The sequence below is a fragment of the Variovorax sp. FW301-JW7 genome, from assembly GCF_058788795.1.
This window is the reverse complement of record NZ_JBYTBC010000001.1, coordinates 857,648-883,346: the sequence shown is the minus strand read 5'-3', so window position 1 is coordinate 883,346 and position 25,699 is coordinate 857,648. Positions and strand designations below refer to the sequence as shown.

At 67.0% G+C, this 25,699-nt stretch carries 28 protein-coding genes; 9 read left to right on the top strand and 19 right to left on the bottom strand.

Annotated elements, in window-relative coordinates:
* Nucleotides 1-28: 28 nt before the first annotated feature.
* Nucleotides 29-1,018, bottom strand: coding sequence for a 2Fe-2S iron-sulfur cluster-binding protein (locus AC3WQM_RS03955; RefSeq protein ID WP_492677014.1), 990 nt, complete (start codon nucleotides 1,016-1,018; stop codon nucleotides 29-31).
* A gap of 133 nt (nucleotides 1,019-1,151) precedes the next feature.
* On the opposite strand from AC3WQM_RS03955, the gene AC3WQM_RS03950 reads away from it, so the two are divergent.
* Nucleotides 1,152-2,066 carry a LysR family transcriptional regulator gene (locus AC3WQM_RS03950; RefSeq protein ID WP_492677013.1) on the top strand — a complete coding sequence of 305 codons (915 nt, stop codon included), beginning with the start codon at nucleotides 1,152-1,154 and terminating at the stop codon, nucleotides 2,064-2,066.
* Here AC3WQM_RS03950 and AC3WQM_RS03945 read toward each other — a convergent pair.
* Nucleotides 2,063-2,524 (bottom strand): 2'-5' RNA ligase family protein, encoded by a 462-nt coding sequence (locus AC3WQM_RS03945; protein ID WP_492677012.1) that lies wholly within the window; start codon nucleotides 2,522-2,524, stop codon nucleotides 2,063-2,065. The genes AC3WQM_RS03950 and AC3WQM_RS03945 overlap by 4 nt on opposite strands.
* Before the next feature lie 335 nt (nucleotides 2,525-2,859).
* On the opposite strand from AC3WQM_RS03945, the gene AC3WQM_RS03940 reads away from it, so the two are divergent.
* On the top strand, nucleotides 2,860-3,471 hold the full coding sequence (locus tag AC3WQM_RS03940) for a porin family protein (RefSeq protein WP_307588363.1): 612 nt from the start codon (nucleotides 2,860-2,862) through the stop codon (nucleotides 3,469-3,471).
* 16 nt (nucleotides 3,472-3,487) lie between these two features.
* Here the strand turns inward: AC3WQM_RS03940 and AC3WQM_RS03935 are convergent, their stop codons facing one another.
* The 10 genes from AC3WQM_RS03935 to guaB all read right to left on the bottom strand — a co-directional run bounded on the left by AC3WQM_RS03935 (nucleotide 3,488) and on the right by guaB (nucleotide 13,353).
* Entirely contained in the window at nucleotides 3,488-4,489 is a 1,002-nt protein-coding gene (locus tag AC3WQM_RS03935; RefSeq protein WP_492677011.1) for a fimbrial protein, read from the bottom strand.
* 17 nt (nucleotides 4,490-4,506) lie between these two features.
* Nucleotides 4,507-5,265, bottom strand: coding sequence for a fimbrial biogenesis chaperone (locus AC3WQM_RS03930; protein WP_492677010.1), 759 nt, complete (start codon nucleotides 5,263-5,265; stop codon nucleotides 4,507-4,509).
* Nucleotides 5,266-5,565: 300 nt separating this feature from the next.
* Nucleotides 5,566-6,672 carry an acetylornithine deacetylase gene (gene argE / locus AC3WQM_RS03925; RefSeq protein ID WP_492677009.1) on the bottom strand — a complete coding sequence of 369 codons (1,107 nt, stop codon included), beginning with the start codon at nucleotides 6,670-6,672 and terminating at the stop codon, nucleotides 5,566-5,568.
* A gap of 166 nt (nucleotides 6,673-6,838) precedes the next feature.
* Nucleotides 6,839-7,762 carry a DMT family transporter gene (locus AC3WQM_RS03920; protein WP_492677008.1) on the bottom strand — a complete coding sequence of 308 codons (924 nt, stop codon included), beginning with the start codon at nucleotides 7,760-7,762 and terminating at the stop codon, nucleotides 6,839-6,841.
* A 2-nt stretch (nucleotides 7,763-7,764) separates the two neighbouring features.
* Complete coding sequence (locus tag AC3WQM_RS03915; RefSeq protein ID WP_492677007.1) at nucleotides 7,765-8,484, bottom strand: alanyl-tRNA editing protein; 720 nt, start codon at nucleotides 8,482-8,484, stop codon at nucleotides 7,765-7,767.
* A 77-nt stretch (nucleotides 8,485-8,561) separates the two neighbouring features.
* Nucleotides 8,562-9,392 carry a helix-turn-helix transcriptional regulator gene (locus tag AC3WQM_RS03910; protein ID WP_492677006.1) on the bottom strand — a complete coding sequence of 277 codons (831 nt, stop codon included), beginning with the start codon at nucleotides 9,390-9,392 and terminating at the stop codon, nucleotides 8,562-8,564.
* A 106-nt stretch (nucleotides 9,393-9,498) separates the two neighbouring features.
* Nucleotides 9,499-11,115 (bottom strand): glutamine-hydrolyzing GMP synthase, encoded by a 1,617-nt coding sequence (guaA, locus tag AC3WQM_RS03905; RefSeq protein WP_492677005.1) that lies wholly within the window; start codon nucleotides 11,113-11,115, stop codon nucleotides 9,499-9,501.
* A gap of 11 nt (nucleotides 11,116-11,126) precedes the next feature.
* Nucleotides 11,127-11,561, bottom strand: a complete 435-nt coding sequence (locus AC3WQM_RS03900) for a type II toxin-antitoxin system VapC family toxin (protein ID WP_062477835.1) — start codon at nucleotides 11,559-11,561, stop codon at nucleotides 11,127-11,129.
* The gene (locus tag AC3WQM_RS03895) at nucleotides 11,558-11,806 is read right to left on the bottom strand and encodes a type II toxin-antitoxin system Phd/YefM family antitoxin (RefSeq protein WP_056580613.1); all 249 of its coding nucleotides are present in this window, start codon (nucleotides 11,804-11,806) and stop codon (nucleotides 11,558-11,560) included. The genes AC3WQM_RS03900 and AC3WQM_RS03895 overlap by 4 nt, the downstream gene beginning before the upstream one ends.
* Nucleotides 11,807-11,883: 77 nt before the next feature.
* On the bottom strand, nucleotides 11,884-13,353 hold the full coding sequence (guaB, locus tag AC3WQM_RS03890) for an IMP dehydrogenase (protein WP_095948611.1): 1,470 nt from the start codon (nucleotides 13,351-13,353) through the stop codon (nucleotides 11,884-11,886).
* A 128-nt stretch (nucleotides 13,354-13,481) separates the two neighbouring features.
* On the opposite strand from guaB, the gene AC3WQM_RS03885 reads away from it, so the two are divergent.
* Entirely contained in the window at nucleotides 13,482-13,997 is a 516-nt protein-coding gene (locus AC3WQM_RS03885; RefSeq protein ID WP_492677004.1) for a DUF4124 domain-containing protein, read from the top strand.
* 27 nt (nucleotides 13,998-14,024) lie between these two features.
* On the opposite strand, the gene AC3WQM_RS03880 is transcribed toward AC3WQM_RS03885, so the two are convergent.
* Together AC3WQM_RS03880 and AC3WQM_RS03875 are read right to left on the bottom strand one after the other, a co-directional pair.
* Complete coding sequence (locus AC3WQM_RS03880) at nucleotides 14,025-14,372, bottom strand: RnfH family protein (protein WP_492677003.1); 348 nt, start codon at nucleotides 14,370-14,372, stop codon at nucleotides 14,025-14,027.
* Nucleotides 14,372-14,818 (bottom strand): type II toxin-antitoxin system RatA family toxin, encoded by a 447-nt coding sequence (locus tag AC3WQM_RS03875; protein WP_492677002.1) that lies wholly within the window; start codon nucleotides 14,816-14,818, stop codon nucleotides 14,372-14,374. The genes AC3WQM_RS03880 and AC3WQM_RS03875 overlap by 1 nt, the downstream gene beginning before the upstream one ends.
* Nucleotides 14,819-14,880: 62 nt before the next feature.
* Between AC3WQM_RS03875 and smpB the strand changes: the two genes are divergently transcribed.
* The 6 genes from smpB (at nucleotide 14,881) to AC3WQM_RS03845 (ending at nucleotide 18,456) form a co-directional block, all read left to right on the top strand.
* Nucleotides 14,881-15,357 carry an SsrA-binding protein SmpB gene (gene smpB / locus AC3WQM_RS03870; protein WP_099789277.1) on the top strand — a complete coding sequence of 159 codons (477 nt, stop codon included), beginning with the start codon at nucleotides 14,881-14,883 and terminating at the stop codon, nucleotides 15,355-15,357.
* 95 nt (nucleotides 15,358-15,452) lie between these two features.
* Nucleotides 15,453-15,833 (top strand): COG4315 family predicted lipoprotein, encoded by a 381-nt coding sequence (locus tag AC3WQM_RS03865; RefSeq protein WP_492677001.1) that lies wholly within the window; start codon nucleotides 15,453-15,455, stop codon nucleotides 15,831-15,833.
* 24 nt (nucleotides 15,834-15,857) lie between these two features.
* Nucleotides 15,858-16,364 carry an RNA polymerase sigma factor gene (locus tag AC3WQM_RS03860; protein ID WP_492677000.1) on the top strand — a complete coding sequence of 169 codons (507 nt, stop codon included), beginning with the start codon at nucleotides 15,858-15,860 and terminating at the stop codon, nucleotides 16,362-16,364.
* Nucleotides 16,365-16,380: 16 nt separating this feature from the next.
* Nucleotides 16,381-17,205: an anti-sigma factor family protein gene (locus AC3WQM_RS03855; protein WP_492676999.1), complete on the top strand. Its 825-nt coding sequence runs from the start codon at nucleotides 16,381-16,383 to the stop codon at nucleotides 17,203-17,205.
* A 77-nt stretch (nucleotides 17,206-17,282) separates the two neighbouring features.
* Complete coding sequence (locus tag AC3WQM_RS03850) at nucleotides 17,283-17,678, top strand: COG4315 family predicted lipoprotein (protein ID WP_119556624.1); 396 nt, start codon at nucleotides 17,283-17,285, stop codon at nucleotides 17,676-17,678.
* A 100-nt stretch (nucleotides 17,679-17,778) separates the two neighbouring features.
* Nucleotides 17,779-18,456, top strand: a complete 678-nt coding sequence (locus tag AC3WQM_RS03845) for a hypothetical protein (protein WP_492676998.1) — start codon at nucleotides 17,779-17,781, stop codon at nucleotides 18,454-18,456.
* A gap of 14 nt (nucleotides 18,457-18,470) precedes the next feature.
* Here the strand turns inward: AC3WQM_RS03845 and AC3WQM_RS03840 are convergent, their stop codons facing one another.
* From AC3WQM_RS03840 to infB, 5 genes are all read right to left on the bottom strand, one after another.
* Complete coding sequence (locus AC3WQM_RS03840) at nucleotides 18,471-19,388, bottom strand: DMT family transporter (protein ID WP_492676997.1); 918 nt, start codon at nucleotides 19,386-19,388, stop codon at nucleotides 18,471-18,473.
* Nucleotides 19,389-19,404: 16 nt separating this feature from the next.
* Complete coding sequence (typA, locus tag AC3WQM_RS03835) at nucleotides 19,405-21,243, bottom strand: translational GTPase TypA (RefSeq protein WP_489056689.1); 1,839 nt, start codon at nucleotides 21,241-21,243, stop codon at nucleotides 19,405-19,407.
* Complete coding sequence (truB, locus tag AC3WQM_RS03830) at nucleotides 21,240-22,196, bottom strand: tRNA pseudouridine(55) synthase TruB (RefSeq protein WP_492676996.1); 957 nt, start codon at nucleotides 22,194-22,196, stop codon at nucleotides 21,240-21,242. The genes typA and truB overlap by 4 nt, the downstream gene beginning before the upstream one ends.
* A gap of 2 nt (nucleotides 22,197-22,198) precedes the next feature.
* Nucleotides 22,199-22,570 carry a 30S ribosome-binding factor RbfA gene (rbfA, locus tag AC3WQM_RS03825; protein ID WP_492676995.1) on the bottom strand — a complete coding sequence of 124 codons (372 nt, stop codon included), beginning with the start codon at nucleotides 22,568-22,570 and terminating at the stop codon, nucleotides 22,199-22,201.
* Between the two features lie 117 nt (nucleotides 22,571-22,687).
* Nucleotides 22,688-25,678: a translation initiation factor IF-2 gene (gene infB / locus AC3WQM_RS03820; protein WP_489056686.1), complete on the bottom strand. Its 2,991-nt coding sequence runs from the start codon at nucleotides 25,676-25,678 to the stop codon at nucleotides 22,688-22,690.
* Nucleotides 25,679-25,699: the final 21 nt, after the last annotated feature.

Sequence of the window (25,699 nt, the reverse complement as noted above, 5' to 3'; positions counted from 1 at the left end):
CGGGTCTCCTTTTCTCTTGTTCGGTTCTTCAGGTGCCTTGCAGGTAGAAGGCATCGGCATGCGTCTGCTCGGGCGCCAGGCCGTGCGCCTGCACCAGCCGGCTCGCGGCCTCCACCATGGGCGGCGAGCCGCACAGGTAGGCGCGCCAGCCGTCGAGCCCTGCGGGCAGGTCGGCGCGGATCGCATCGGTGATGAGCCCCAGCCGCTGGCCGTCGCGCGCGGGGCCGGCGACCACCACGACGTGCACTTTCAGGCCGGGATGCTGGGCCTGCAATTCGCGCAGCTCCGGCAGGCCGTAAACGTCGGCGTCGGAACGCACGCCGAGGTAGACGTGGATCGGCTGCACGAGCCCCGCCGCGACCGCGCCGCGCACGATCGACAGGATGGGTGCGAGCCCCGTGCCGCCCGCCGCGCAGAGCATCGGCCCGCGGTGCTTGGTGCGCAGGTAGGCGGTGCCCAGCGGGCCGCTCACGCGCACGGTGTCGCCCACGCGCAGCTGTTCGAAGATGTGGGCGGTGACCCGGCCGCCCGGCACGCGGCGCACATGGAATTCAAGCTCCGCGTCGCGGCTCAGCCCGGCCATCGAGTACGGGCGTGCCAGCTCGGGGCCGAACTGCAGCTGCGCGTACTGGCCCGGCGAGAACTCCAGCGGCTTGTTGGGCTTGAGGCGCAGGCGGCGGATGTCGTGCGTGAGCACGTCGATGCCCGTGACCGTGGCCTTGAGCACGCGCGCCGGGTGCACCACCACCTCGTCGGGCTCGGGAATCTCGATGGTGCAGCTTTCGGTCAGCGTGCTCTGGCAGGCCAGCACGTAGCGCTCGCCCTGCCCGTCGGGCCGGATCGCGTCCTGGCCGCCGTCGAGCAGCTGGCCCGACACCACCTTGCAGCGGCAGGTGCCGCAGCGCCCCGACATGCAGCTGTACGACACCGGCACCTGGTGCTCGCGCAGCACCTCGAGCAGGTTCGCGCCGGGGCGGACCTCGAGGGTGCGGGCAAGGGGGTGAATGTGCAGGTCCATCGTCGGGCTCTCTTTTTCTGGCGCCGGCGGCAGGGCCGGCTTGTCTCTGGGCACGGATGATGCGCGGCCTCTTCCGATTGACCAATAGAATCTGGTGAATCGGCTGTATCACCCGTATGAATAAAGGTGCGCCATGCAACTCAAGGACATCGACCTCAACCTGCTGCTGGTGTTCGACCGCATGCTGGCCGAGAAGCGCGTGTCGGCCGTGGCCGCGTCGCTGGGCCTGTCGCAGCCTGCCATCAGCAACGCACTGGCGCGCCTGCGCAAGCTGCTGGGCGACGAGCTTTTCTTGCGCACCGCGCGCGGCATGGAGCCCACGCCCTTCGCGCTGCAGCTGGCCGAGCCGGTGGCCTACGCCATGGGCGCGCTGCACACGGCGCTCAACCAGCAGGTGGTGTTCGACCCCGCCACGAGCACGCGCAGCTTCACGCTCGCCATGACCGACATCGGCGAGATCTACTTCACGCCGCGCCTCATGGAAACGCTCTCGGCCGCCGCGCCTGGCGTGACCATCAGCACGCTGCGCAACAACACCGCGACCCACCTGCGCGACGACCTGGAGGCCGGCCATGTCGACATCGCCATCGGCCTGCTGCCGCAGCTCAAGTCGGGCGTGTTCCAGCGCCGGCTGTTCCTGCAGCGTTATGTGTGCCTGTTCTCCGGCGCGCATCCGCTGGCGCGCAAGCGCAGCGTGTCACTGAAGGACTTCAGCGCCGCCGACCACGTGCAGGTGCAGGCCGCCGGCACGGGCCACGGCAAGGCCGACGACGTGATGGCGGCGCAGGGCATCCAGCGCCGCATCCGGCTCAAGGTGCCGCACTTCGTGGCCATCGGCCACATCCTGCAGTCGAGCGAAATGATCGCGACCGTGCCCGAGCGGCTGGCGCGCAGCATCGCCGAGCCCTTCGGCCTGGTGTGGCGACCGCACCCGGTGGCGCTGCCGCAGATCGCGATCAACCTGTTCTGGCACGCGAAGGTGCACCGCGACCCAGGCAACCAGTGGCTGCGCGGGCTGCTGTTCGACACCTTCGCGGATCAGGACTAGTCGGCCACCTCGGCGGGCCAACGGCCCAGCACCTCGTGCACGCCCTCGCCCACGTGGCTGTCGATGAGCACCAGCGAATGGGCGGCCCACCGGGCAGGCGCTTCGAGCGCGTGCTTTTCGAGCTTGCGCCGCGCATAGGCGACGGTCATGTGCGGCGTGAACGCGCGCGCGGGCTTCAGGCCGACATCGGCCAGCGCCTCGCCCAGGCGCTGCCTGAACGCGCGCAACGCCGCAACGTTGGCCTCGTCGTCGGCGCACAGCACCAGCGCGCCCTTGGCGTAGCTCATGGATTTTTCGAAAACGACATCGAGCGCCGGCACGGACACCGCGGCGGCCGCGGTCGATGCCTGGGCCACCTTGTCGGCGGGTACCTGGTCGTGGTTGCCGAGGTCGAACAGCGTGACATGCAGGCGCTGCGCCTCGACCACCGTGCCCTTCAGGGCGTGTTGGGAGTTCATGCGCGCGCCGAGCGCGGCGATGGTTTCGGCGTCTTGCGGGGTGGGAAGCAGTGCGAAAAAAAGCGAGTGCGGCAGCGGCGCCTTGCGAGGGGCCTGGGTGCCGCGAGGTCGCGGCAGGGGCCGCGGCGGGGGATCGATTCCGGGAAGAAGAAGCTGAGCTGACATGTGTCGATCATCGCCCATGGCAAGGGCCCTTCATGAGGCCTTCAGCAAACGCGAAGCTCGTCTTCAGCTTGGTTTTTGAGAATCGTCGGACGGTGGCGGCAAGGCGAACAACGACACGCCGCCCATCCACGCATTCATTCAATCGATCAATCAACCCACAGGATTTCATCTTGACGAAAACGCAAACCCGCCTCGCACTCGCAGCCCTCTGGCTCGGCACCGCCTCCGTCGGCGCCTTCGCCGCCGGTCTCGACAAGGACACCGGGTTCTATGTCGGCGGCGCCATCGGCCGCTCCAGCTACAGCCTGTCGTCCTCGAAGAACCACGTGCCCGTGCCATGGGGCGGCAAGAAGGCCAACAAGAGCGGCACGTCCTACAAGCTGTACGGCGGCTACCGCCTGACCGAACACTTCGGCGTGGAAGCCGGCTACGCCCGCCTCGGCAGCGTGAGCCAATGGACCTCGGCCTACGGCGGCTCCCGGCTGCAGACCGGCACCGGCCAGGTCTTCTACGCCGCCGCCACCGCCCGCATGCCGCTGAGCGACGCCTTCGCCCTCAACGGCCGCCTCGGCGTGGCACGCGGACGCATCTCCGGCGACAACAACTGGGCCCCGGCCAACCAACGCCTCTCGGGCACCAGCACGGGCGTGATGGTCGGTGTCGGCGCCGAGTACCGCATGACGCAGAACCTCGCGATCACGGCCGACTACGACTACTTCGGCAAGCTGTCGAAGCAGGCCAAGGGCGGGATGTTCACGGTGGGCTTGAAGGCGAACTTCTGACGCGAAGGCCCGCAGCCTACTGATAGCTCATCGTGAATGTGGCACGGCCGTTGGCGCTCCCAGGCTTCACGGTCGTGTCCGTCTGCACGTAGCGAGCCGTCAACGGGATGTTGAACACCCCGTTCGAGGTCGTGCCGGCCAGCCATTGGTTCTTGTTGCCCACGACATTGGAGTCCGGCCCGTAGCTGATCACGGTGGTGCCGTTGAGCACCTGGATGCCGACCCCCTTGGCGGTGGACGCCGCATTGAGCGACAACGTGTCCGACACGTTGGTCGGACGGGTCTGGTCGGTGAGTGTCACGAAGACCTTGCCGTTCACACCGGCGGCGCCATTCGAACACGTCAGCGAGATATTCAACGGCACGGCCTGTGACGTCTGGCCGACGCCGGTGAATGAAGTCGCGCTGACATTCCCCAGAAACGCGCCGACCGAAGGTGTCGTCACCTTGCATGTGGGAATGGCCAATTGCATCTGGGTCGCCGGCTTGATGACATACGACATGAACTTGTAGGTGCCTTTGAAATAGCCGACGGCGACCTCTCCCGACAAGGTTCCCCCCGCCTTGATTTCTCCTATCTTGACGATCTCGACCTTGGCGTAATAGGGGTAGCCGTAAAGGGAAACCGAGCCTTGGGTTCCGTGATTGACGGACATGGGCCAGGGCCCCGCCATGTTGGCAGGCAGACTGCCCGCGCTATGGGAAAAGCGAAGTCCGATCCCCGGAATCGACGTCCTGTAGGTGTTGTACGGCCCTGTTGCACCGATGCCATTTCTCGGAGAGATGCCCAGCCCGCCAGGGCAGATGACCTTGGTTCCGCCCTGCACGCTGGCGTACTCGGAAAACACATAGTCGATCACGGTTCCGTCGGGGACGTTGGGGTTGATCTTGCTCCTGCCGAGACCCTCTATTGGAGAAACGAGCGGCGCCACGTCCATCGTCATGCTGCATTGCGCCAGCGCCTCGAAAGGAACCAGGGAGGCCGCCAACAGCAGCGTCTTGAAAAGGATCTTTTTCATCGTTTGCAAGGCCGGGTTCAGCGTGTTTCCCTGGTGGACAGCGGCTGCCTGTTTGGCACGCCGCCGCCCCAGTCGTTGATGCTGGTGTATTCCACCTCGGCATCCGGGCTCGCCTGCGCATCGAAGCCCTGAACCGCAAACAGCGCCGACTCACCCGGCTTGACAGGTCCGGCGCCCGCATCGAACGCCTGGCCGGACGACTTCAGGGCAATGCCTCCGAGGTTCACGACATAGGGCGTCCCATTGCTCGCCCTCAGTGCCTGGCCCTTGCCGTCTGCGGTGCGGACCAGCGCCCATCGAAGCTGCGCAGGCGCCTCCTCCGCCTGGCCCGCCAACCCCTCGGGGCGCGACATCACCTTGATGCGCGTGCGGTAGGCCAGCTGGAGCCGGTTGGCATCCTGGCCCGCCTTGGCCTTCGGCGGCACCTCCAGCACGTTCAACCAGAACAGGCTTTCCTTGTCCTGCGCCAGGGGCGCCTTGAGGCGGATCAGCCGCAGGGTCTGCCCCTTCTTCGGATCGAGGCGAAACATCGCAGGCGCCAGCACGAACGGCACGTCGATCTTCTCCGGCGGCTCGTTCGGGTCACCACGGTCGATCCATGTCTGGATCAGGGCGGGCGACTCGCCTTCGTTGGTCAGCTGGACGGTGACCTCCCGCTCTTGCCCGGGAAAGATCACGCGCGTGCCGGTGATCACCACGCCGGCTTCGGTACGCAGGGTCACCATGCCGACGACGGCCAGGGCCATCGCGGCCAACTTGCGGGACAGGAGTTTCATGGAGCGGGTGCGTGAGCAGTCGTTGGGGAAATCTCGTGCGACCTGCGCGCCGGATCATTCGCATCCGGCCGGTCATCGAGAGGGCTCACAGCGAGCACCGGGGACCCTAAGGCCTTCGCCGTCGAGCGGCCATCGGCCGAGGACGAAAGCAGACGCCTTCGCTCTCGGATCGGTCTGAATCCGCAGGGTTCGGAATGAAGTTCCAGGATGCGGGCAGACTACGCGCGAAAGCGTAACTTGGACACTGCGGGGAACCCCTGAGACGGCCAGGATCGCATCGGCGGGTTGGTGCGTGAACGCCTAGACGCCCGCGGCCCACGCCCCGACGCACGCAAGCAACCGGTCGGCAGCGCGCAACTCGCTGGCGGCGATCCACTCGTTCGGCTGATGGGCCTGCGCGATCGCGCCGGGTCCGCACACCAGCGACGGGATGCCCGCCTGCTGGAAGAAGCCGGCCTCGGTGCCGAACGGGATCTCGCCCGGCGGCCACAGCGCGCCCCAGCGCCTGAGCGTGTCCACGGCCCCGCCCTCGCCTTCTGGCGCACAGAGCGCCGGCACGCCGGCCAGCGGCGTCAGCTCGACGGCCACTTCGGGCGACACGCCTGCGAGCAGCCGCGCCAGTTCTTGCGTCACTTGCGCGGTGCTGGCCGGATCCGTGGGCCGGAACTCCCACGTCACTTCGCAGCAGCCGGGAACGATGTTGATCGCCGTCCCGCCATGGATGCAGCCGACATTGAAAGTCGTGCGATTGCCTTGCGCGCGCAGCGTGCGTCCGAAGCGCGCGAGTTGAGCGATCAGTTGCGCGGCCGGCTCGATCGCGCTCACTCCCAAGGCCGGATCGCCGGAATGGACCGGTCGGCCGCTGAAGGTGATGCGGTGTCCGAAGAAACCTCGGTGGGCCAGACCCACGCGCATCTGCGTCGGCTCGCCGATGACGGCCAGTGCCGGTGTCGGCACATCGGCACGCATGGCGGCGATGAGGCGTGGAACACCGAAGCACCCGACTTCCTCGTCGTAGGACAGCGCCAGATGAATAGGACGCTGTAGATCGAGCGCACGCCACGCAGGCACCGCTGCGAGGCACGCTGCGATGAAGCCCTTCATGTCAGCGGCGCCACGACCATGCCACCGGCCGTCGCGTTCAACGAGCGTGAAGGGGTCCGAGTCCCAGGCCTGACCGTCGACGGGCACCACGTCGGTGTGACCGGACAACACGATGCCGCCTGCCACTTTAGGGCCGAGGGTCGCCAGCAGATTGGCCTTCTGGCCGTCGTCACTGGGGATCAGCCGCGTCCTGACGCCCTGCGCCGCCAGGTAGTCGGCCACCCAGTGGATGAGGCCGAGGTTGGAGCGGTGCGAGGTCGTGTCGAACCCGACCAGGGTGCGCAGGAGTTCGACGGTGTTCATCCGCTCAGAAGGTGTGAATGAATCCGGCGTGGCCGAGCAGCCCGCTCAGGCGCGCCCCATCAAGGCGCAAAGCGCAGCCATAGCTCGGGCTATGGCGAGCATTTGCAACGCCGAGGGGGCGAGTCTGGGCGGGATGAGCGGGCATGCCGGATTCGTTCACACCTTCTCAGACCGCGACCTTCGCGCGCCTCGTCGACTGGAAGGTCGTGACGAAGAAGCCGAGCAGGATCAACACGATGCCCGCGATGTGGAAGCCGCGCACGGGCTCCCCCAGCACGAGGAACGCCAGCAGCGCCGTGAACAGTGCGACGAGATGGAACGACACGCCCGTCACCGTCGCCCCCAGCGTCGCGACACAGCGGCTCCACAGGATGAAGGCGAACAGCGACGCAAAGAGGCCGATGTAGAGCACCGCGCCCACCGAGGCCGCATCGGTCGGAATGCGCGCGCCGCGTGCCAGCTCGAGCGCCCAGAACGGCAGCAGCACCACCAGCCCGGCGGCCATGGTCGCCGTCAGGAACACCAGCGGGCTGAGGGCGGCCGGCTTGCGCCGCAGCAGCACCGAGTACACGGCGTAGTTGGCCACGGCCAGCAGCACCAGCAACTCGCCGCCGCCCAGCCGCAACGCCAGCAGATGCCCCAGTTCGCCGCGCGCCACGATCCAGGTCACGCCGAGGAACGAGATGCCGATGCCGAGCAAGGCCTTCCAGGTGATGCGCTCGACACCAAGCACCACGGCGGCGAGCGGCACCATCAGCGGCAGCGTCGAGTTGAGGAACGCGACGCTGGTGGCGGGCACCGTCTGCAGGGCCAGGTAGCCGAGCGCGTTGTAGCCGGCGATGCCGAAGGCGCCGCACGCCGCGATCAGCCGCCAGTGCCGCACGAGCAACCCGCGCTCGCGCCACGCTTGCGCACCGACGAACGGCGCCAGCACCGCGAGCGCCACGACCCAGCGCCCCACCGCGAGCGACACCGGCGGAAAGACTGGCCCGAGCGCACGCCCCAGCACGAGGTTGCCCGCCCAGAAGGCCGGTGGCACCCACAGCAGCCACACCGGATGCGCCCAGAGCGCCAGCAGCGATTTGTGCATGCTCACAGCCCCTGCAGCCCGATGCGCACGCGGCGGTTGGAGCGGCCCTTGTTCTCGATCTTGAGAATCCGCACCGGCCGCGAGGCGCCGGTGGACGCGAGGTGCGTGCCGCCGCAGGCCTGCCGGTCGAGCCCGGCGATCTCGACGATGCGGACCAGCCCCTCGGCCGAAGGCGGCGGCGCCACCGAACGGGAGCGCAGCAGCCCCTGCTCGCCATGGGCGGCGGTGACCGACACGTAGTGCGTCTGCACCGCAAGGTCCTGCGCGATCACATCGTTCAGTTCGGGCTCGAGGGCCCGCAGGCGGTCGTTGTCGGCGCCGGGCAGATCGAAGTCGATGCGCGCGGTGCCGTCATCGTTCATCTGCACGCCGGTGACCAGCGCGCCGTCGAAGTCGCGGAAGACCAGCGCGTTGAGCACATGCAGGTCGGTGTGCAGTTCGCGCATGCATTGCCGGAAGGCCGGATCGACCTCGGTCTGGACGCTGCCGGTGATCTCGATGCGATCAGGCAGCTGGACCCAGACGAGGCCGCCCTCCTCGGAAAACCCGGTGACGGGCACGTCCCCGCCTTGCCAGCAGACGACGCCACGGTCCGGCAGCTGCCCGCCGCCGCCCGGATAGAAAGGATGCTGCGACAGCCGCACGGCACCGGGCCGCGATTGGAGGACCTGGGCGTCCAGCCGCAGGATGTCGGCATGTTCCTGGCAGAAGAGTCGTGTCATGGGAGGCCTTGCTGAGAAGCCTCAGCATGGCAGGACGACCCGAAGCGCTATTGGTTGAAATTGCGCCCGCGGCGCGGTCAGTTCGCCCGGGCGCGCACGTACTGCAACGGCGTCATGCCGAAGGTGCGCTTGAAGTGCTTGTTCAGTGCACTCTGGTCGTAGAAGCCAGAGGCCAACGCCGCCTCGGCCACGGGCTGGCCCGCATCGAGCTGCCGCAACGCGGCCCGCAGGCGCAACTGGGTCAGGTAGGCGTGCGGGGTCAGCCCGAGCGTCCGGTGGAAGGCGCCGATCAGCTGGAAGGTCGTCAGGTCGGCGACTTGCCCCATCTGCTCGAGCGTGAGGCGCTCGGCATGGCCCTCGCGCATCAGTTCGAGCACGGGCGCGAGCACGCGCGCCTCCGAGGGCACGACCGGCACGCGGGGCCCGGCCTGCCCGTGCGCGGCAAAGAGCGCACCGAAGCTGCGCACGAGCAGTTCCTGGTGCAGCAGCGCGTCGGGTTCGCCGTCGAGGGCGCGGTGCAGCGCCAGGAAGCGCGCGATGAGGTCCGGGTCGCGAAAGACGTTCGATGTGAAGTGCCGAGGCTGGTCGATGCCCAGCGACGTCAACACGCCCTGGATGCCCTGCCCGGCCAGGTAGAACGACCGGTAGCGCCAGCGCAGGCTGCCGGCCATGCGACCCGAGTGCGGCTCGCCGGGGTTGAAGACGAGCAGCGCCTGCGTGTGGGCCACGTCGGTGCGGCCCCGGCTTCTGAACTCCGAGCCGCCCACCTCCGTGACGGCGACCACGAGGGAGTCGTGCACGTGTGGGGCGTAGTCGTGCGTCGTGAAGTCGGCATGGAGCATGTCCATGCCCGGCACGCCGGGTGCGTGCCAATACCGAGAGGTGTTGCGAGGATCGGAGCGGGCCAACGGGCGTCCTTTCGCGCGAAAGGCGGCGCCGCCGGTGGCCGCCACTTCAGGGGCGATTAGATCGCAAGCGGCATGCCAGCGCGGGCCTTGGCCCGCGCGATGGGGATCACTCCCACTCGATCGTGGCCGGCGGCTTGCTCGACACGTCGTAGGTCACACGGTTGATGCCGCGCACCTCGTTGATGATGCGGCCCGACACCTTCTTGAGCAGCGCGTACGGCAGCTCGGCCCAGTCGGCGGTCATGAAGTCGCTGGTCTGCACGGCGCGCAGGGCCACCACATAGTCGTAGGTGCGGCCGTCGCCCATCACGCCCACGCTCTTCACGGGCAGGAACACGGTGAAGGCCTGGCTCGTGAGGTCGTACCAGGTCTTGCCCGATTCGTCGGTGAAGTTGCGCAGCTCTTCGATGAAGATGGCGTCGGCGCGGCGCAGCAGGTCGGCGTATTCCTTCTTCACTTCGCCCAGGATGCGCACGCCCAGGCCCGGGCCGGGGAACGGATGGCGGTAGACCATCTCGGGCGGCAGGCCGAGGGCCACGCCGAGTTCGCGCACTTCGTCCTTGAACAGGTCGCGCAGCGGTTCGAGCAGCTTCAGGCCCAGCTGCTCGGGCAGGCCGCCCACGTTGTGGTGGCTCTTGATGGTGACGGCCTTCTTGCTCTTGGCGCCGCCCGATTCGATGACGTCGGGGTAGATCGTGCCTTGGGCCAGGAAGGTCGCGCCCTTGTGCCCGCCGTCGCCCGCCTTGAGCTTGGCGGCTTCCTGCTTGAACACGGTGACGAACTCGCCGCCGATGATCTTGCGCTTGGCTTCGGGGTCGCTCACACCGGCGAGCTTGCCCAGGAACAGGTCGCTGGCATCGACGCGGATGACCTTCGCGTGCAGCTTGCCTTCGAACATTTCCATGACCATGTCGCCTTCGTTCAGGCGCAGCAGGCCGTGGTCGACGAACACGCAGGTCAGCTGGTCGCCGATGGCGCGGTGGATGAGCGCGGCAGCCACGCTCGAATCGACACCGCCCGAGAGGCCGAGGATGACTTCTTCATCGCCCACCTGCTCGCGGATCTTCTGCACGGCTTCGGCGATGTGGTCGCGCATGACCCAGTCGGGCTTGGCTTCGCAGATGCCGAGCACGAAGCGGTCGATGATGGCCTTGCCCTGCACGGTGTGCGTGACTTCAGGATGGAACTGCAGCGCGTAGTAGCTGCGCGCCTCGTCGGCCATGCCGGCGATGGGGCAGCTGTCGGTGCTGGCCATGAGCTTGAAGCCGGGCGGCAGTTCGGTGACCTTGTCGCCGTGGCTCATCCACACGTTGAGCATGCCGTGGCCTTCGGGCGTGGTGAAGTCGGCGATGTCCTTCAGCAGCGCGGTGTGGCCATGGGCGCGCACGGCCGCGAAACCAAACTCGCGCTTGTGGCCGCCTTCGACCTTGCCGCCGAGTTGATGCGCCATGGTCTGCATGCCGTAGCAGATGCCGAGCACCGGAATGCCGAGGTCGAACACGGCTTGCGGGCACTTGTCCGTGGTCTCTTCGTACACGCTGGCGTGGCTGCCCGAAAGAATCACGCCCTTGAGGTGGCCGTCGGCGGCGTACTCGCGCACCCATTCGTCTGTCACGTCGCAGGGATGCACTTCGCTGAGCACATGCGCTTCGCGCACGCGGCGTGCGATGAGCTGGGTGACTTGCGAGCCGAAGTCGAGGATGAGGATCTTGTCGTGTTGCATGGCGAAAGGACTCAGAGCGTTGAAATGTCGAACAGCTTGACGCCCGCGTGCGGCGCCGCCTGGATGAGGTGCTCGTCGAAGGTGGCGAGCGGAAGGTTGAGCGATTTGGCGAGCCAGAGGTAGCCCGCATCGTAGAGCGAGACGCCCGCGTCGATGGCCACGGCAAGCACGGCCTTGTGCTGGGCCGGCGCAAGATCGTGCAGCTCCACGCGGTGGCGGATGGCGTCGAGCACGCTCCACAGGCCTTCGACGGCCGATGCCGGGATGCGACCGCTGCGCACGCCGTTGGCAAGGATGTTGGCGCACTCCCATTGCCAGGCGTTGGGCGCCTGCGGCTCGACCTCGTCGCGGCGGATGGCGGCGTAGAGCCTGCGGGTGTGTTCGTTGGCTTGGTCGGGCAGCAGCCACGCGGCGGTGACCGAGGCGTCCATGACGAAGGCGGTCATGGCTGGCGTCCTTCGTTCAGAAGTTCGCGGGTCGTGGGGCCGGGCTGGATGGTGGCGTGCAGGGCGTCGATCTGCCCGAGTTCGCGGGCGATCTGCTCGTCGGTGATGACGGGCTTGCGGCGCACCGGCAGCATGCGCACGACTTCCTTGCCGTGGCGGGTGATGCGAACCTCCTCGCCCTTTTCGACCAGGTCGATCAGGGCCGAGAAGTTGTTCTTGGCTTCAGCGATGCCGATGGATTGCATTTGGGCCAGAAAAATTGAATCTGGCCCAAATTCTAGCTTCAGTCTGGCCTGACTTTCAAGGTCTGGCCAGATTAGGCTTACTCGGCGCGGTAGTTCGGCGCTTCCTTCGTGATCTGCACGTCGTGGACGTGGCTCTCACGGATGCCGGCCGTGGTGATCTCGACGAACTCGGCCTTGTTCTGCATGTCCTCGATGGTCGCGCAGCCGCAGTAGCCCATGCTGGCGCGCACGCCGCCGGCCATCTGGTAGACGATGGAGACGATCGAGCCCTTGTAGGGCACGCGGCCTTCGATGCCTTCGGGCACGAGCTTGTCGGTGTTGGGGTTGCCGGTGGTCGATTCCTGGAAGTACCGGTCGGCACTGCCCTGCTGCATCGCGCCGATGGAGCCCATGCCGCGGTAGCTCTTGTAGCTGCGCCCCTGGTACAGCACGATCTCGCCCGGCGCCTCTTCGGTGCCGGCGAACATACTGCCCATCATGACGGTGCTGGCACCGGCGGCAATCGCCTTGGCGATGTCGCCCGAGTAGCGCACGCCGCCATCGGAAATCAGCGGAATGCCCGTGCCGTGCAGCGCGGTGGCGACGCTGTCGACCGCCATGATCTGCGGCACGCCCACGCCGGCCACGATGCGGGTGGTGCAGATCGAGCCCGGGCCGATGCCGACCTTGACCGCGTCGGCGCCGGCGTCGGCCAGTGCACGCGCCGCGTCGCCGGTGGCGATGTTGCCGCCGATGACGTCGACCTGCGGATAGTTCTTCTTGACCCAGCGCACGCGCTCGATCACGCCGGCGCTGTGGCCATGGGCGGTGTCGACCACGATGGCGTCGACGCCGGCCTTCACCAGGGCTTCGACGCGCTCTTCGGTGCCGTCACCCACGCCGACCGCCGCGCCCACGCGCAGGCGGCCGTTGGCGTCGCGTGCGGCGTTGGGGAAGCTGGTCTGCTTGGTGATGTCCTTGACGGTGATGAGGCCCTTGAGCTCCCAGTCGCCGTTGATGACGAGCAGGCGCTCGAGCTTGTGCTTGTTCAGCAGCGCCTTGGCTTCGGCCAGCGTGGTGCCGTCGGGCACGGTGATGAGCCGGTCGCGCTGCGTCATGATTTCGCTCACGGGCACGTCGTAGCGGTTCTCGAAGCGCAGGTCGCGCCCCGTGACGATGCCGACGACCTTGCCGCCGTCGATCACCGGAAAGCCCGAGATGCCGAGCTGGTCGGACAGTGCCATCACCTGGCGCACGGAGTGCGTCGGCGTGATCACCACCGGATCTCGCAAAACACCCGACTCATAGCGCTTCACACGGGCCACTTCGGCGGCCTGCTGTTGCGCGGTGAGGTTCTTGTGCACGATACCGATGCCGCCTTCCTGCGCGATGGCGATCGCGAGGCGGGCTTCGGTCACGGTGTCCATGGCCGCAGAGACGAGCGGCAGGTTCAACGTGATGTTGCGGGAGAACTTGGTGGCGAGGGACGTGTCCTTGGGCAGGACTTGGGAGAATGCTGGCACCAACAACACGTCGTCGAAGGTGAGCGCTTTGCCTAGAAGGCGCATGGGTGAGGCTCCAAAAGACGGATTGTAACGAGGGCTCCGCCCGCTTCGCCGGCGCGGGTTTTTTCTGACCGTTGCAAAACCGCCTATTCCGGATGTTGCAAAAAGTAAGGCGCAGCTAAACTCCGCGCATGAATTTCCTGCATTGGCTGGTATTGGGTTGCGCGTGCGCGCTGCCGCTCTCGGCGAGCGCGCAATGGCAATGGGTCGACAACAGCGGCAAGAAGGTCTTCAGCGACCAGCCGCCGCCCACCGACATCCCCGAGAAGAACATCCTGCGCCGCGCCGGCCCTTCGCCGTCGGCCCGGGCGCCCGCTCCGGTCACGCCCGCCCCCGAGGGAAGCAGCGACACGGCCGCAGCCCCCAAGGCCGCGCCGCCCAAGCCCGCGGGCGTGGACAAGGAGCTCGAAGAAAAGACCAAGAAGGCCGAGGCCGAGCAGAAGGCCAAGGAAGCCGCCGAGGCCGCAAAGATCGCCAAGGCCAAGGCCGACAACTGCGCCCGTGCGCGCGAGAACAAGAACACCATCGACAGCGGCATCCGCATCGCCAAGGTCAATGCCAAGGGCGAGCGCGAGTTCATGGACGACGCCGCTCGTGCCGACGCGCAAAAGCGCGCTCAAACGGTCATCGACAGCGACTGCAAGTAAGCCGCTGACCCGGCCAGTGCAGGCGGCTCAGTAGCCGTCCTTGCCGCCCTTGCGCTTGTTCGCGAACAGGCCCGTGCCGCGCGCGCCCTGACGCTGGAAGCGTTCACGCCGCGCCACCTTCGGATCGACCGTGAGCGGCCGGCACAGCTCGATGCGATCACCATCCTTCAGCGGCTGCTCCCACGCCACCGCCCTGCCCCAGACACCCGGCGTCATGGTGTGCCGCCAGTCCAGATCGGGAAAGCGCTGTGTGAGATCGCTGGCCTTCACCGCCTCGCTCACCGCGGTGCCGGGCGCGAGCAGCAGGACCTGCTCGAACACCTCGCGCGCCGCCGGCGAACAGCTCAGCGTGACCTCGATGCGGCTGTCGGCCATCAGCCTTCGCCGTAGACCTGTTCGGCGCGCTTGACGAAGGCCTCGACCAGGCTCGATGCGATGGTGTCGAACACCGGCCCCACCATGGCCTGCAGCGCGAAGTTGCTGAAGCCGTAGCTCATCTGCAGCTCGACGCGGCAGGCGCGTTCGCCCTGCTCGCCCACGGGGTGGAATTTCCAGGTGCCGTCGAGGTTGGAGAACGGCCCGTCGACCAGCTTCAGCTGCACTTCGCGGCCTGCGATGTGCGTGTTGCGGGTGGTGAAACTCTGGTGCAGCCCGGCGAACGCCAAGCCGACTTCGGCGGTCATGCCGCCGTCATCCTGCTCGATGACGCGCGACTTGTTGCACCAGGGCAGAAACTGCGGGTACTTCGCCACATCGGTGACGAGCGCGTACATTTCTTCGGCGCTGTACCAGATGAGGACGGACTTGTGGACTGTTTTCATAGAATCGGCACCGCGTGCGCGACGGATTGTATTGAAGCCATGCGCCCCCAACTTCTCGAGCCATGGCCACCAAAAAACAAGACACCTCCTCCCGCATCGCCGACAACAAGAAGGCCGCCTACAACTATTTCTTCGAAGAACGCTTCGAGGCCGGCCTGGTCCTCGAGGGTTGGGAAGTCAAATCGCTGCGCGAAGGCAAGGTGCAGCTGACCGACGGCTACGTGGTGATCCGCGACGGCGAACTGTTCGTCGTGGGCCTGCAGATCAATCCGCTCAAGAGCGCCTCGACGCACGTCAATCCTGACTCGATCCGCACCAAGAAGTTGCTGCTGCACAAGGAAGAGATCAAGCGGCTGGTCGGCAAGGTCGAACAAAAGGGCTACACGCTGGTGCCGCTGAACCTGCACTGGAAGGCCGGCAAGGTGAAGTGCGACATCGCGCTCGCCAAGGGCAAGGCCGAGCACGACAAGCGCGACACCATCAAGGACCGCGAAGGCAAGCGCGAAGTCGAGCGCGCGATGAAGAGCCGCAACCGCTGATCATTCTTTTTTCGGGCGGCATGGAATAAAACGCGCTCTGCGGGCGTTTGTGCGGTGTCATCGATCGTCGATGCCATCAACCCAGGAGTCTTTCCATGTCGCCTCTTCGCATGTCCTCCGTCGGCATCGCCGCCGCACTGCTCGGCAGCCTGCTCGCCCTCCCCGCGTTCGCCCAGCCCAAGGCCGCCGATGGCGCACTGGTCGGCGCGAACGGCATGACGCTCTACACCTTCGACAAGGACACAGCCGGCAACGGCAAGTCGGCCTGCAACGGCGGCTGCGCCACCAACTGGCCGCCCTTCATGGCGGCCGACAGCGACAAGCCGAGCGGCGACTTCACCATCGTCACGCGCGACGACGGCAAGAAGCAATGGGCCGCCAAGGGCTGGCCGCTGTACTACTGGGTGAAGGACACCAAGCCGGGCGACAAGACCGGCGACGGCGTCAACGGCACCTGGAAAACCGCCAAGCCCTGAGACGGACAGGCTCCCGGCCTACCCATGGACGCCCGCCTGCTGGTCGAGCACATCCCGAGCCTGCGCCGCTATGCGCGCGCGCTCACGGGCAATGCCTGGGCGGCCGACGACCTGGTGCAGGACACGCTCGAGCGCGCCTGCGGCAAGTGGCGGCTCTGGGTGGTGGGCACCGACCTGCGCGCCTGGCTCTTCACGGTCATGCACAACCTATTCGCCAGCCAGGTGCGGCGACGGCCGCCGCCGCATGCGGTCGTACCGCTGGACGACGTGGCGCCCGAGCAGCTGCAGGGCGGCGCCGATCCGGGCCTCGGCCTCGACCTGCAGCGCTGCCTGATGCAACTGCCCGAAGAGCAGCGTGCCGTGCTGCTGCTGGTGACGCTCGAAGACCTGTCCTACGCCGAGGTGGCGAAGGTGCTCGGCATTCCGATCGGCACCGTGATGTCGCGCCTCTCGCGCGCCCGCCTTCGTCTGCAGGAGCTGATGGACGGCGCCGCCGCGCCCAGCCGCCCCGGCCTGCGCCGCCTCAAGTGACGTGAAGCACCCCGCCATGAACCGCCCCACCCTGCCCCCCACCGACGACGAACTGCACGCCTGGGTCGACGGCCAGTTGCCGCCGGAACGCCGTGAAGCGGTCGAGGATGCGATCGCGCGCGATCCGGCCGTGGCGGCCCGCGTGGCGGCCTGGCATGCCCAGCGCGACGCCTTGCGTCGCCTGCACGGCGTTCTGCTCGACGAGCCCGTGCCGGCGCCGCTGATAGGCGTGCTCGAACGGCGTCGCGCCGAAACCAGTCGTTCTGCCCTCTGGCTGCGCTGGGGCGGCATGGCCGCAGGCCTGTTGATCGCCTTCACCGCAGGATGGATCGGCAATGCCCAGTGGTCGGGCGCGCCGCATGCCTCCGGGGCCGCCCTGGCGCGCGCACCGGCCGTGCGCGAGTTCGTGCGCGATGCCTCGGTGGCCCACGTCGTCTACACCCCCGAGAAACGGCACCCCGTCGAGGTGGCCGCCGCCGAGCAGCAGCACCTGGTGCAGTGGCTGTCCAAGCGCCTGGACCACCCGCTCAAGGTACCCGACCTGTCCTCGCTCGGCTACACGCTGGTCGGCGGGCGCCTGCTGCCCGGCGAAACCGGCGCTCGCGCGCAGTTCATGTTCGAAGACGCGGCGGGCGAACGCATCACGCTCTACATCGGCACGCTCGACGCACAGGCCGCGGATGCCGCTTCCTCGCGCGAAACCGCCTTCCGTTTTGCCTCGGGCGGCGCCGTGCCGAGCTTTTACTGGGTCGACCGGGGTTTCGGCTATGCCGTGGCCGGTCGCCTGCCGCGCGATGCGCTGCTGAGACTCGCGACCCTGGCCTACCGCGAGTTATCGTAGCGACGGCATAAACTGCCGGTTCGCGCATTCACCTGGCTTGTTTTCGCGATTGATTTTTCAACTGAAGGAGAAACTGCATGAAATTGCTCAGCGCCTCGATCCTCGCAGCGGCTCTGCTCGCCGGCTGCGGCGGCATGTCCACCAAGACCGCTGGAGCGCCCGACACGCCCACCCGCACCGCCGACGGCGTGCTGGTCGGCCCGAACGGCATGACGCTCTACACCTTCGCCCGTGACACCGCCAATGCCGGCACCTCGGCCTGCAACGGCCAATGCGCCACCAACTGGCCGCCGCTCGGCGTGGCCGATGCCGCCAAGCCCATGGGCGGCTACACCATCGTCGTGCGTGAAGATGGCAAGAAGCAGTGGGCCTACAAGGGCTGGCCGCTGTACTACTGGGCCAAGGACACCAAGGCCGGTGACAAAACCGGTGACGGCGTGGCCAACGGCGCCTGGAAGGTCGCCCGTCCCTGATGCCGCTGATGTGATGGCATCGGTCTGAACCGACGCCTCCATCCACCGAAGCCTCGGCATCCGCCGGGGCTTTTTTCATGCTGCACGGCAGAATGGCCCGATGACTTCTGCCGACACCCACCCGGACGCCTTCCACGCGCTTGTGTCCCACGGCCTCATCACCGACGCGCAGCACGACGCCGCGCTCGCGCACCCCGAGGCCCGCGCCCTGCCGCCGATTCCTGGCCCCGCGCATGCGCTGGCCTGGATGCGCCTCAAGAACCTGATCACCGAGGAAGAAGTCGATGCCGCCGTGGAGCGCCTCGAAGACGCATCGCCAGCGGTCGCGGCGTTCACCGAAGCGGAAGACATCGCCTACGACGCAGACGACCTGCTGGACCTCGGCAAGACCGGCATCACGCACGATGCCGTGATTGCGCTGTTCAACGAAGGGCTGATCGACACCGAGACCCGCGACCTGGCGCTGCGTGCCGCGCCTCTGACCGGCGCGCCCGCCGCCCTGGGCCCCACGCTGGGCTGGCTGGTGACCGACGGCCTGCTCGATACGGAACCGTTCGAAGCGCTACGCGCCCGTGTCGCCGCCGAGCCGGCCTTTGCGACGGCAGCCGACCATCGGCGCATCCTCGACGAGGCCCAGGCGATCGTCGCCGCCGACGAGCAGGAGACCGCCGACATGCTCAAAGAGTTCGCGCGCAGCCAGCAAGCCAGCTGGCGCAACTTCGGAATGATCGTGGTGGCCGTCGCGATCGTGATCGGCTGGTACCTCTTCGGCCGCTGAGGGCCAGTGGAGGGTCAGTGCGCGCCCGGCAGCGCGCTGTCCGCCAGCGTGGTGCGGCGCCCGCGCAGCGCGAGCAGCTCGTTGAACACCAGCGCCCCGATCACGAGCACGCCGCCGGTCAACACGCTGGCCGCAGGCGTCTCCCCGGCGCCGAGCCAGGCCAGCGCGATGCCGAAGATCACCTCGAGCAGCGCCAGCAACGCCACCTCGGGTGCCTTGAGCACCTGCGCGCACAGCACGGAGAGCACGCAGGGAATCGCCAGCTGAAAGACACCCAGGAAGGCCAGCAGGCCCAGGTCATGCAGGCCGGCGCGGAACGGCCAGGCCAGCGGCAAGGTGACGAGCGCACAGAGGGCTGCGCCGATCAGCACCGCGGGCACGAGATCGACCTCCTGCCCCTTGGCGTGCGCATGCTGGACCACGGTCCATTGCGTCGCGCCCGCCAGCGGCACGCACAGCGCCACCAGCGTGCCGACGAGCGACCCGCCGCCGCCGCCCAGCAGTTGCGTGCCGTACATCCAGCCGATGCCCAGCCCGGCAACCACGATGGCCGCCCAGGTGCGCGCGGGCAGCTTGTGCCCGATGAAGAGGCGCGCGGCGAGTGCTGTGAAGAGCGGCCCGAGCGCCATCGTGACCAGCACGCTCGCGGTGGAGGTCAGCGTCAGCGCCACCATGAAGGCCGTGAACATCACGGCCCAGCAGACGCCCGAGATCCAGAGCGAGTGCCCGCCGCGGCGCAGCTGCGAGAACACCGCCCGCCCCCGCCAAAGCGGCAAGATCACCAGCAGCGCCAGCATCGTGAAGAGGCTGCGCCAGAAGGTGATCTCGAAACTGTGCGCCTGCGCCAGGTGCCGCGTGACGACGCCCGCCGTGCCCCACATGAGGGTCACGACGACCATCAGCCCGACTGCGGCGCCGTGCGTCAGGCGCATGGCCGATCGAAGGCGATCAGCCGTTCGACGTGTCGCGGCCGGCGCGCTTGCGGTCGCTTTCCTTCAGGAAACGCTTGCGCAGGCGCACGCTCTTGGGCGTGATTTCGACCAGCTCGTCGTCCTCGATGAACTCGACGCCGTATTCCAGCGTGAGGTCGATCGGGGGCGTGATCTTGATCGCGTCTTCCTTGCCGCTCACGCGGAAGTTGGTCAGCTGCTTGGTGCGCGTGGCGTTCACGACCAGGTCGTTGTCGCGGCTGTGGATGCCGACGATCATGCCTTCGTACACCGGATCGTTCGCCTTCACGAACATGCGGCCGCGGTCGTCCAGCTTGCCCAGCGCGTAGGTGAAGATTTCACCGTCGTCCATCGAGATCAGCACACCGTTCTTGCGGCTGCCGATCTCGCCCTTGTGGGCTTCGTAGCTGTCGAAGATGTTGCTGATGAGGCCCGAGCCGCGCGTCAGGTTCAGGAATTCGTTCGTGAAGCCGATCAGGCCACGCGCCGGAATGCGGTACTCGAGGCGCACGCGGCCACGGCCGTCCGGTTCCATGTTGACCAGCTCGCCCTTGCGTTCGCCCAATGCCTGCATCACGCCACCCTGGTGGGTTTCCTCGATGTCGGCCGTGACCAATTCGATGGGCTCGTGCTTTTCGCCGTTCACGGTGCGGAACACCACGCGCGGCTTCGACACGGCCATTTCATAGCCTTCGCGGCGCATGTTTTCCAGCAGGATGGTCAGGTGCAGTTCGCCGCGGCCCATGACTTCGAAGATGCCTTCTTCGTCGGTCTCGCTCACGCGCAGTGCCACGTTGTGCTGCAGTTCCTTTTGCAGGCGGTCCCAGATCTGGCGGCTGGTCACGAACTTGCCTTCGCGGCCGGCCAGCGGGCTGGTGTTCACGCAGAAGTTCATGGTCAGGGTCGGCTCGTCGACCTTGAGCATGGGCAGCGGCGCAGGCTTGTCCTTGTCGGTCACGGTGACGCCGATGCCGATGTCGGCGATGCCGTTGATCAGCACGATCTCACCGGGGCCGGCTTCGGTCGATTGCACACGGTCCAGGCCCTGGAAGGTCAGCACCTGGTTGACGCGGCCCTTGACGGTCTTGCCGTCCGGACCTTCCATGACCAGCACGTCGGTCATGGGCTTGAGCGTGCCCTGGCTGATGCGGCCCACGCCGATGCGGCCCACGAAGGTCGAGAAGTCGAGGGCGGAAATCTGCAGCTGCAGCGGCGCGTTCGGGTCACCCTTTTGCGACGGCACGTGCTTCAGGATGGTGTTGAACAGGGCCGACATGTCGGGGCCCCACTGCTCACCGGGTGCGCCTTCTTCGAGCGACGACCAGCCGTTGATGCCCGAGGCGTACACCACGGGGAAGTCGAGCTGTTCGTCGGTCGCGCCGAGCTTGTCGAACAGGTCGAAAGCGGCGTTGACGACCTTGTCGGGGTTGGCGCCCGGCTTGTCGACCTTGTTCACGACCAGGATTGGCTTCAGGCCCAGGGCCAGCGCCTTCTTGGTCACGAAACGCGTCTGGGGCATCGGGCCTTCCTGCGCGTCGATCAGCAGCACCACGCCGTCGACCATCGACAGCGCGCGTTCCACTTCACCGCCGAAGTCCGCGTGGCCCGGGGTGTCGACGATGTTGATGTGCGTGCCTTCCCAGGTCACGGCGCAGTTCTTGGCCAGGATGGTGATGCCGCGTTCCTTTTCGATGGCGTTGTTGTCCATCACCGTGTCGACGACCTTCTCGTGATCGGCGAAGGTGCCCGACTGGCGCAGCAGCTGGTCGACCATGGTGGTCTTGCCATGGTCCACGTGGGCAATGATGGCGATATTGCGGATTTGCTTGGTACTCATGGTGTCGCTTCGGTCTGTGGTGCGTTCAAAAGAATTTGCTGAATTTCGATGGGGTTCAGCAAGCGCCCCGGGATCAGTTCGCCGGCGCTCACGTGGGCGGTGCCCAGGAACGCCTGCGGGTCGGTGCCGAACACGGCCACCGCCTCGGCATCGGCCCAGCCGCCGCGGCGGCGCAGGCCCGAAAGAAAACGTGCCGCATCTTCGGCGGCGAGCGTGACGCGGCTGTGGCCCTCGACCAGCGCTTCGGCAGGCAACAGCCGTGCCAGGCGCTCGTCTTCGGTCATGGCTTCGAGCGCCTCGATCGTGACGCACTGCGCCTGCCCGAAACCGCCCGTGGCCGTGCGGCGCAGGAAGGTCAGGTGCGCGCCGCAGCCCAGCGCCTCGCCGATGTCCTCGCCCAGGGTGCGAATGTAGGTGCCCTTGCTCACGCTCGCAACAATGCGGATGCGGGTGTCGTCCAGCTGCGTCAGCGCGAGCTGGTGAATGACGACATCGCGCGGCGCACGCTCGACCTCGATGCCTTCGCGCGCGTACTCGTACAGCGCCTTGCCGTCTTTCTTGAGCGCGCTGTGCATCGGCGGCACCTGGCGGATCGGGCCGGTAAACAGTGCCTGGACGCGGGCCAGGTCTTCTGGCGACACCTGCACCGGGCGTTCGGCAATCACCTCGCCTTCGGCGTCACCGGTGGCGGTCTTGACGCCCAGGCGCGCAATCGCCTCGTACGTCTTGTCGGCGTCGAGGTGCAGTTGGCTGAATTTGGTGGCGGCGCCGAAACACAGCGGCAGCACGCCCGTGGCGAGCGGATCGAGCGTGCCGGTATGGCCCGCTTTTTCGGCGCGCAGCAACCACTTGGCCTTTTGCAAGGCCTGGTTGCTGGAAAACCCCAGCGGCTTGTCGAGCAGCAACACCCCATGCACAGGGCGCCGCTGCACCCGTGTGCGTGGCGCGTTCATCGCTAGTCGTCTTTCGAGCGCGAAGCAACGGCCTGTGCGATGAGCGCATTCATGTCGGCCGCACGCTCGGTGGTGCGGTCGAACAGGAAGTGCAGCGTCGGCACGGTGTGGATGTGCAGGCGTTTGAACAGGCCGTTGCGCAGGAAGCCTGCGGCCTGGTTCAGCGCTTCGGTGGTCTCGGCCACGTCGCCTGTGAGCAGGCTGAAGAAGATCTTCGCGTGCGCATAGTCGGGCGTGACCTCGACCGCCTGGATCGTGACCATGCCCACGCGCGGGTCCTTCAACTCGCGCGCGATCAGCTCCGTCAGATCGCGCTGGATCTGGTCGGCAACCTTGAAGGCGCGGTTGGGTGCGGCAACTTTTCTTTTGGGCATTTGATCAATCACTAGCGTCGCGAGATCGGGCTCAGTGCAAGGCGCGCCGTCGCAGACAGTACTTCAGTACGGCAAGACGGCGGCAACGCGGCAATGAGCTCGATATCGTGGCGCGCGTTACAACGTACGCGCGATCTCCTTGATTTCGAAGAACTCGAGCTGATCGCCTTCCTTGATGTCGTTGTAGTTCTTGAGCTTGATACCGCACTCAAAACCTTCGCGGACTTCGCGGACATCGTCCTTCATGCGCTTGATCGAGTCGACTTCGCCGGTGTAGATCACCACGTTGTCGCGCAGCAGGCGGAAATGCGCGCTGCGGTTGACCGAGCCCGACGTGACGTACGAGCCGGCCACGGTGCCGATCTTCGAGGCCACGAACACCGTGCGGATCTCGGCCGAGCCGATGATCTCTTCGCGGCGCTCCGGTGCCAGCATGCCCGACATCGCAACCTTGATCTCGTCCACAGCGTCGTAAATGATGCTGTAGTAGTTCAGCTGCACACCATTGCCTTCGGCCAGCTTGCGCGCACCGGCATCGGCCCGCACGTTGAAGCCGATGACCACAGCCTTCGACGCGATCGCGAGGTTGATGTCGCTTTCGCTGATGCCGCCGACGCCGGCGTACACGATCTGCACCTTGACTTCTTCGGTCGCCAGCTTGAGCAGCGACTGGGCCAGTGCTTCCTGCGAGCCCTGCACGTCGGCCTTGATGATGATGCGCAGCGTCTGCACTTCGCCCGCCGACAGGTCGGTGAACATGTTCTGCAGGTTCGCGGCTTGCGCCTTCGCCAGCTTGGTGTTGCGGAACTTGCCCGCACGGTAGGTCGCGATTTCGCGCGCACGGCGCTCGTCGGCCATCACCATGAACTCGTCGCCCGCCTGCGGCACTTCGGTCAGACCCTGGATTTCGACCGGGATCGACGGACCTGCCGACTTGGTGGCCTTGCCGTCTTCGTCCAGCATGGCGCGCACGCGGCCATAGGTCGAACCCGCCAGCACCACGTCGCCGGTCTTGAGCGTGCCGGATTGCACCAGCACCGTGGCGACCGGGCCGCGGCCCTTGTCGAGCTGCGCTTCGATGACCAGGCCCTTGGCGGCGGCATCCACCGGCGCCTTGAGTTCCAGCACTTCGGCTTGCAGCAGTACCTGCTCGAGCAGATCGTCGATGCCCTGGCCGGTCTTGGCCGACACCGGCACGAACGGCACGTCGCCGCCGTACTCTTCAGGCACGACCTCTTCGGCCACCAGTTCCTGCTTCACGCGGTCCAGGTTGGCGTCGGGCTTGTCCACCTTGTTGATCGCAACCACGATCGGCACACCCGCCGCCTTCGCGTGCTTGATGGCTTCCTTGGTCTGGGGCATGACGCCGTCGTCGGCCGCCACCACCAGGATCACGATGTCGGTGGCCTGTGCACCGCGGGCACGCATGGCGGTGAACGCCTCGTGACCCGGGGTGTCGAGGAACGACACCATGCCGCGTTCGGTTTCGACGTGGTAGGCACCAATGTGCTGCGTGATGCCGCCGGCTTCGCCCGCAGCGACCTTGGCGCGGCGGATGTAGTCCAGCAGCGAGGTCTTGCCGTGGTCGACGTGACCCATGACGGTCACGACCGGTGCGCGCGGCAGGGCTTCCGCCTGTTGCGCCGACACGTCCTCGTCGGTGAAGGCTTCCGGGTCGTCCAGCGCGGCAACCACCGCGTTGTGGCCCATTTCCTCCACGATGATCATCGCGGTGTCCTGGTCGAGCGACTGGTTGATGGTCGCCATCATGCCCAGCTTCATCAACTGCTTGATGACTTCCTGTGCCTTCACGGCCATCTTGTGCGCGAGCTCGGCGACCGTGATGGTCTCGGGCACGTGCACTTCCAGAATGCGCGCCTCGACCGGTGCGGCCGGTGCGTGTTGCTCGTCATGACCGCCACGGTCGTTGCCGCGACGGCCACGCGGGCCTCCACGCCAGTTGCCGCGACCGACACCGCCGCTGGCATCGCCGCGGGTCTTGATTTCCTTCTTCTTGGCAGGATCGCCAGCCCAGCTCGACGAGAGCTTGGCGGACTTGACTTCCTTGCCGGCACCCGCTGCGCCAGGTGCTGCTGCAGCACCCGCCGCGGCAGGCGCGCCAGGACGTGCGGGCGGCGTGGCCGGCTTGTGCAGCGTGCCCTTGACCGCCGACTTTTCAGGCTGCGGCTTCTCGGGCGCCTTGTGCGGCACCAGCACGCGGGCCGGTGCATTCATCATGGCGCGGATGGCCTCGGCTTCGGCGAGCGCCTTGCGGCGACGCTCGTCGAGGTCCTTGGCGCGGGCGGCTTCTTCGTCGGCACGGGCCTTCGATTCGGCGGCGGCCTTGGCCTTGGCGTCTTCCTTGGCTTGCGTGGCAGCATTCTGTGCGGCCAGCTTGGTGTCGGCAGCCTGCTTTTCGGCAACGGCAGCAGTTTCTGCAGCGGCAGCGGCGGCAGCCACAGCGGCCGGTGCGGCCGGAGCAGCCACCGGCTGCTTCGCGGCTTCCTTGGCCGAAGCGGCGGCGGCTTCAGCGGCCTTCTTCTCGGCGGCGATGCGCGCAGCTTCCTGCTCGGCCTGTTCGGCGCGCTCGGCCTTCTCGGCCTGCTCGCGTTCGCGGGCTTCGGTTTCTTCGCGCTGGCGACGCTTCTCGGCCAGCTCTTCTTCCTGGCGGCGGATCAGCTCGGCCTGTCGGCGTGCGTCTTCCTCGCGACGGGCCAGTTCGGCTTCGTCGATCTGAGGTGCGCTCGGCGCGGCGGACGTCTCGGCCGCCTGCTGCTGAGAGCCTTCGGCGGTCGCCGGGTGGCCTTCATCGCGCTGGATGAAGGTGCGCTTCTTGCGCACTTCGACCTGGATGGTGCGGGCGCGGCCGGTGGCGTCGGCCTGCTTGATCTCGCTGGTCGACTTCTTGGTCAGCGTGATCTTCTTGCGCTCGGGCTCGGCCGTGCCGTGGCTGGCCTTCAGGAAACCGAGCAAGCGCTGCTTGTCGGCCTCCGTGAGTGCATCGGTGGCGGCCGCTTTGGGCACGCCTGCGCTCTTGAGCTGGTCAAGCAAGGTTTCGGGAGTCTTCTTGAGCTCGTTCGCGAACTCGGCGACAGTGGTACTGGACATATTGCTTTCGTGCCTCCATAC

Bases quoted from the DNA above. Each gene is read 5' to 3' on its own strand.
- AC3WQM_RS03955 (WP_492677014.1), bottom strand. From the start codon at position 1,018: ATGGACCTGCACATTCACCCCCTTGCCCGCACCCTCGAGGTCCGCCCC.
- AC3WQM_RS03950 (WP_492677013.1), top strand. From the start codon at position 1,152: ATGCAACTCAAGGACATCGACCTCAACCTGCTGCTGGTGTTCGACCGC.
- AC3WQM_RS03945 (WP_492677012.1), bottom strand. From the start codon at position 2,524: ATGAACTCCCAACACGCCCTGAAGGGCACGGTGGTCGAGGCGCAGCGC.
- AC3WQM_RS03935 (WP_492677011.1), bottom strand. From the start codon at position 4,489: ATGAAAAAGATCCTTTTCAAGACGCTGCTGTTGGCGGCCTCCCTGGTT.
- AC3WQM_RS03930 (WP_492677010.1), bottom strand. From the start codon at position 5,265: ATGAAACTCCTGTCCCGCAAGTTGGCCGCGATGGCCCTGGCCGTCGTC.
- argE (WP_492677009.1), bottom strand. From the start codon at position 6,672: ATGAACACCGTCGAACTCCTGCGCACCCTGGTCGGGTTCGACACGACC.
- AC3WQM_RS03920 (WP_492677008.1), bottom strand. From the start codon at position 7,762: ATGCACAAATCGCTGCTGGCGCTCTGGGCGCATCCGGTGTGGCTGCTG.
- AC3WQM_RS03915 (WP_492677007.1), bottom strand. From the start codon at position 8,484: ATGACACGACTCTTCTGCCAGGAACATGCCGACATCCTGCGGCTGGAC.
- guaA (WP_492677005.1), bottom strand. From the start codon at position 11,115: ATGCAACACGACAAGATCCTCATCCTCGACTTCGGCTCGCAAGTCACC.
- AC3WQM_RS03900 (WP_062477835.1), bottom strand. From the start codon at position 11,561: ATGACCGCCTTCGTCATGGACGCCTCGGTCACCGCCGCGTGGCTGCTG.
- AC3WQM_RS03895 (WP_056580613.1), bottom strand. From the start codon at position 11,806: ATGCAATCCATCGGCATCGCTGAAGCCAAGAACAACTTCTCGGCCCTG.
- guaB (WP_095948611.1), bottom strand. From the start codon at position 13,353: ATGCGCCTTCTAGGCAAAGCGCTCACCTTCGACGACGTGTTGTTGGTG.
- AC3WQM_RS03885 (WP_492677004.1), top strand. From the start codon at position 13,482: ATGAATTTCCTGCATTGGCTGGTATTGGGTTGCGCGTGCGCGCTGCCG.
- AC3WQM_RS03880 (WP_492677003.1), bottom strand. From the start codon at position 14,372: ATGGCCGACAGCCGCATCGAGGTCACGCTGAGCTGTTCGCCGGCGGCG.
- AC3WQM_RS03875 (WP_492677002.1), bottom strand. From the start codon at position 14,818: ATGAAAACAGTCCACAAGTCCGTCCTCATCTGGTACAGCGCCGAAGAA.
- smpB (WP_099789277.1), top strand. From the start codon at position 14,881: ATGGCCACCAAAAAACAAGACACCTCCTCCCGCATCGCCGACAACAAG.
- AC3WQM_RS03865 (WP_492677001.1), top strand. From the start codon at position 15,453: ATGTCGCCTCTTCGCATGTCCTCCGTCGGCATCGCCGCCGCACTGCTC.
- AC3WQM_RS03860 (WP_492677000.1), top strand. From the start codon at position 15,858: ATGGACGCCCGCCTGCTGGTCGAGCACATCCCGAGCCTGCGCCGCTAT.
- AC3WQM_RS03855 (WP_492676999.1), top strand. From the start codon at position 16,381: ATGAACCGCCCCACCCTGCCCCCCACCGACGACGAACTGCACGCCTGG.
- AC3WQM_RS03850 (WP_119556624.1), top strand. From the start codon at position 17,283: ATGAAATTGCTCAGCGCCTCGATCCTCGCAGCGGCTCTGCTCGCCGGC.
- AC3WQM_RS03845 (WP_492676998.1), top strand. From the start codon at position 17,779: ATGACTTCTGCCGACACCCACCCGGACGCCTTCCACGCGCTTGTGTCC.
- AC3WQM_RS03840 (WP_492676997.1), bottom strand. From the start codon at position 19,388: ATGCGCCTGACGCACGGCGCCGCAGTCGGGCTGATGGTCGTCGTGACC.
- typA (WP_489056689.1), bottom strand. From the start codon at position 21,243: ATGAGTACCAAGCAAATCCGCAATATCGCCATCATTGCCCACGTGGAC.
- truB (WP_492676996.1), bottom strand. From the start codon at position 22,196: ATGAACGCGCCACGCACACGGGTGCAGCGGCGCCCTGTGCATGGGGTG.
- rbfA (WP_492676995.1), bottom strand. From the start codon at position 22,570: ATGCCCAAAAGAAAAGTTGCCGCACCCAACCGCGCCTTCAAGGTTGCC.
- infB (WP_489056686.1), bottom strand. From the start codon at position 25,678: ATGTCCAGTACCACTGTCGCCGAGTTCGCGAACGAGCTCAAGAAGACT.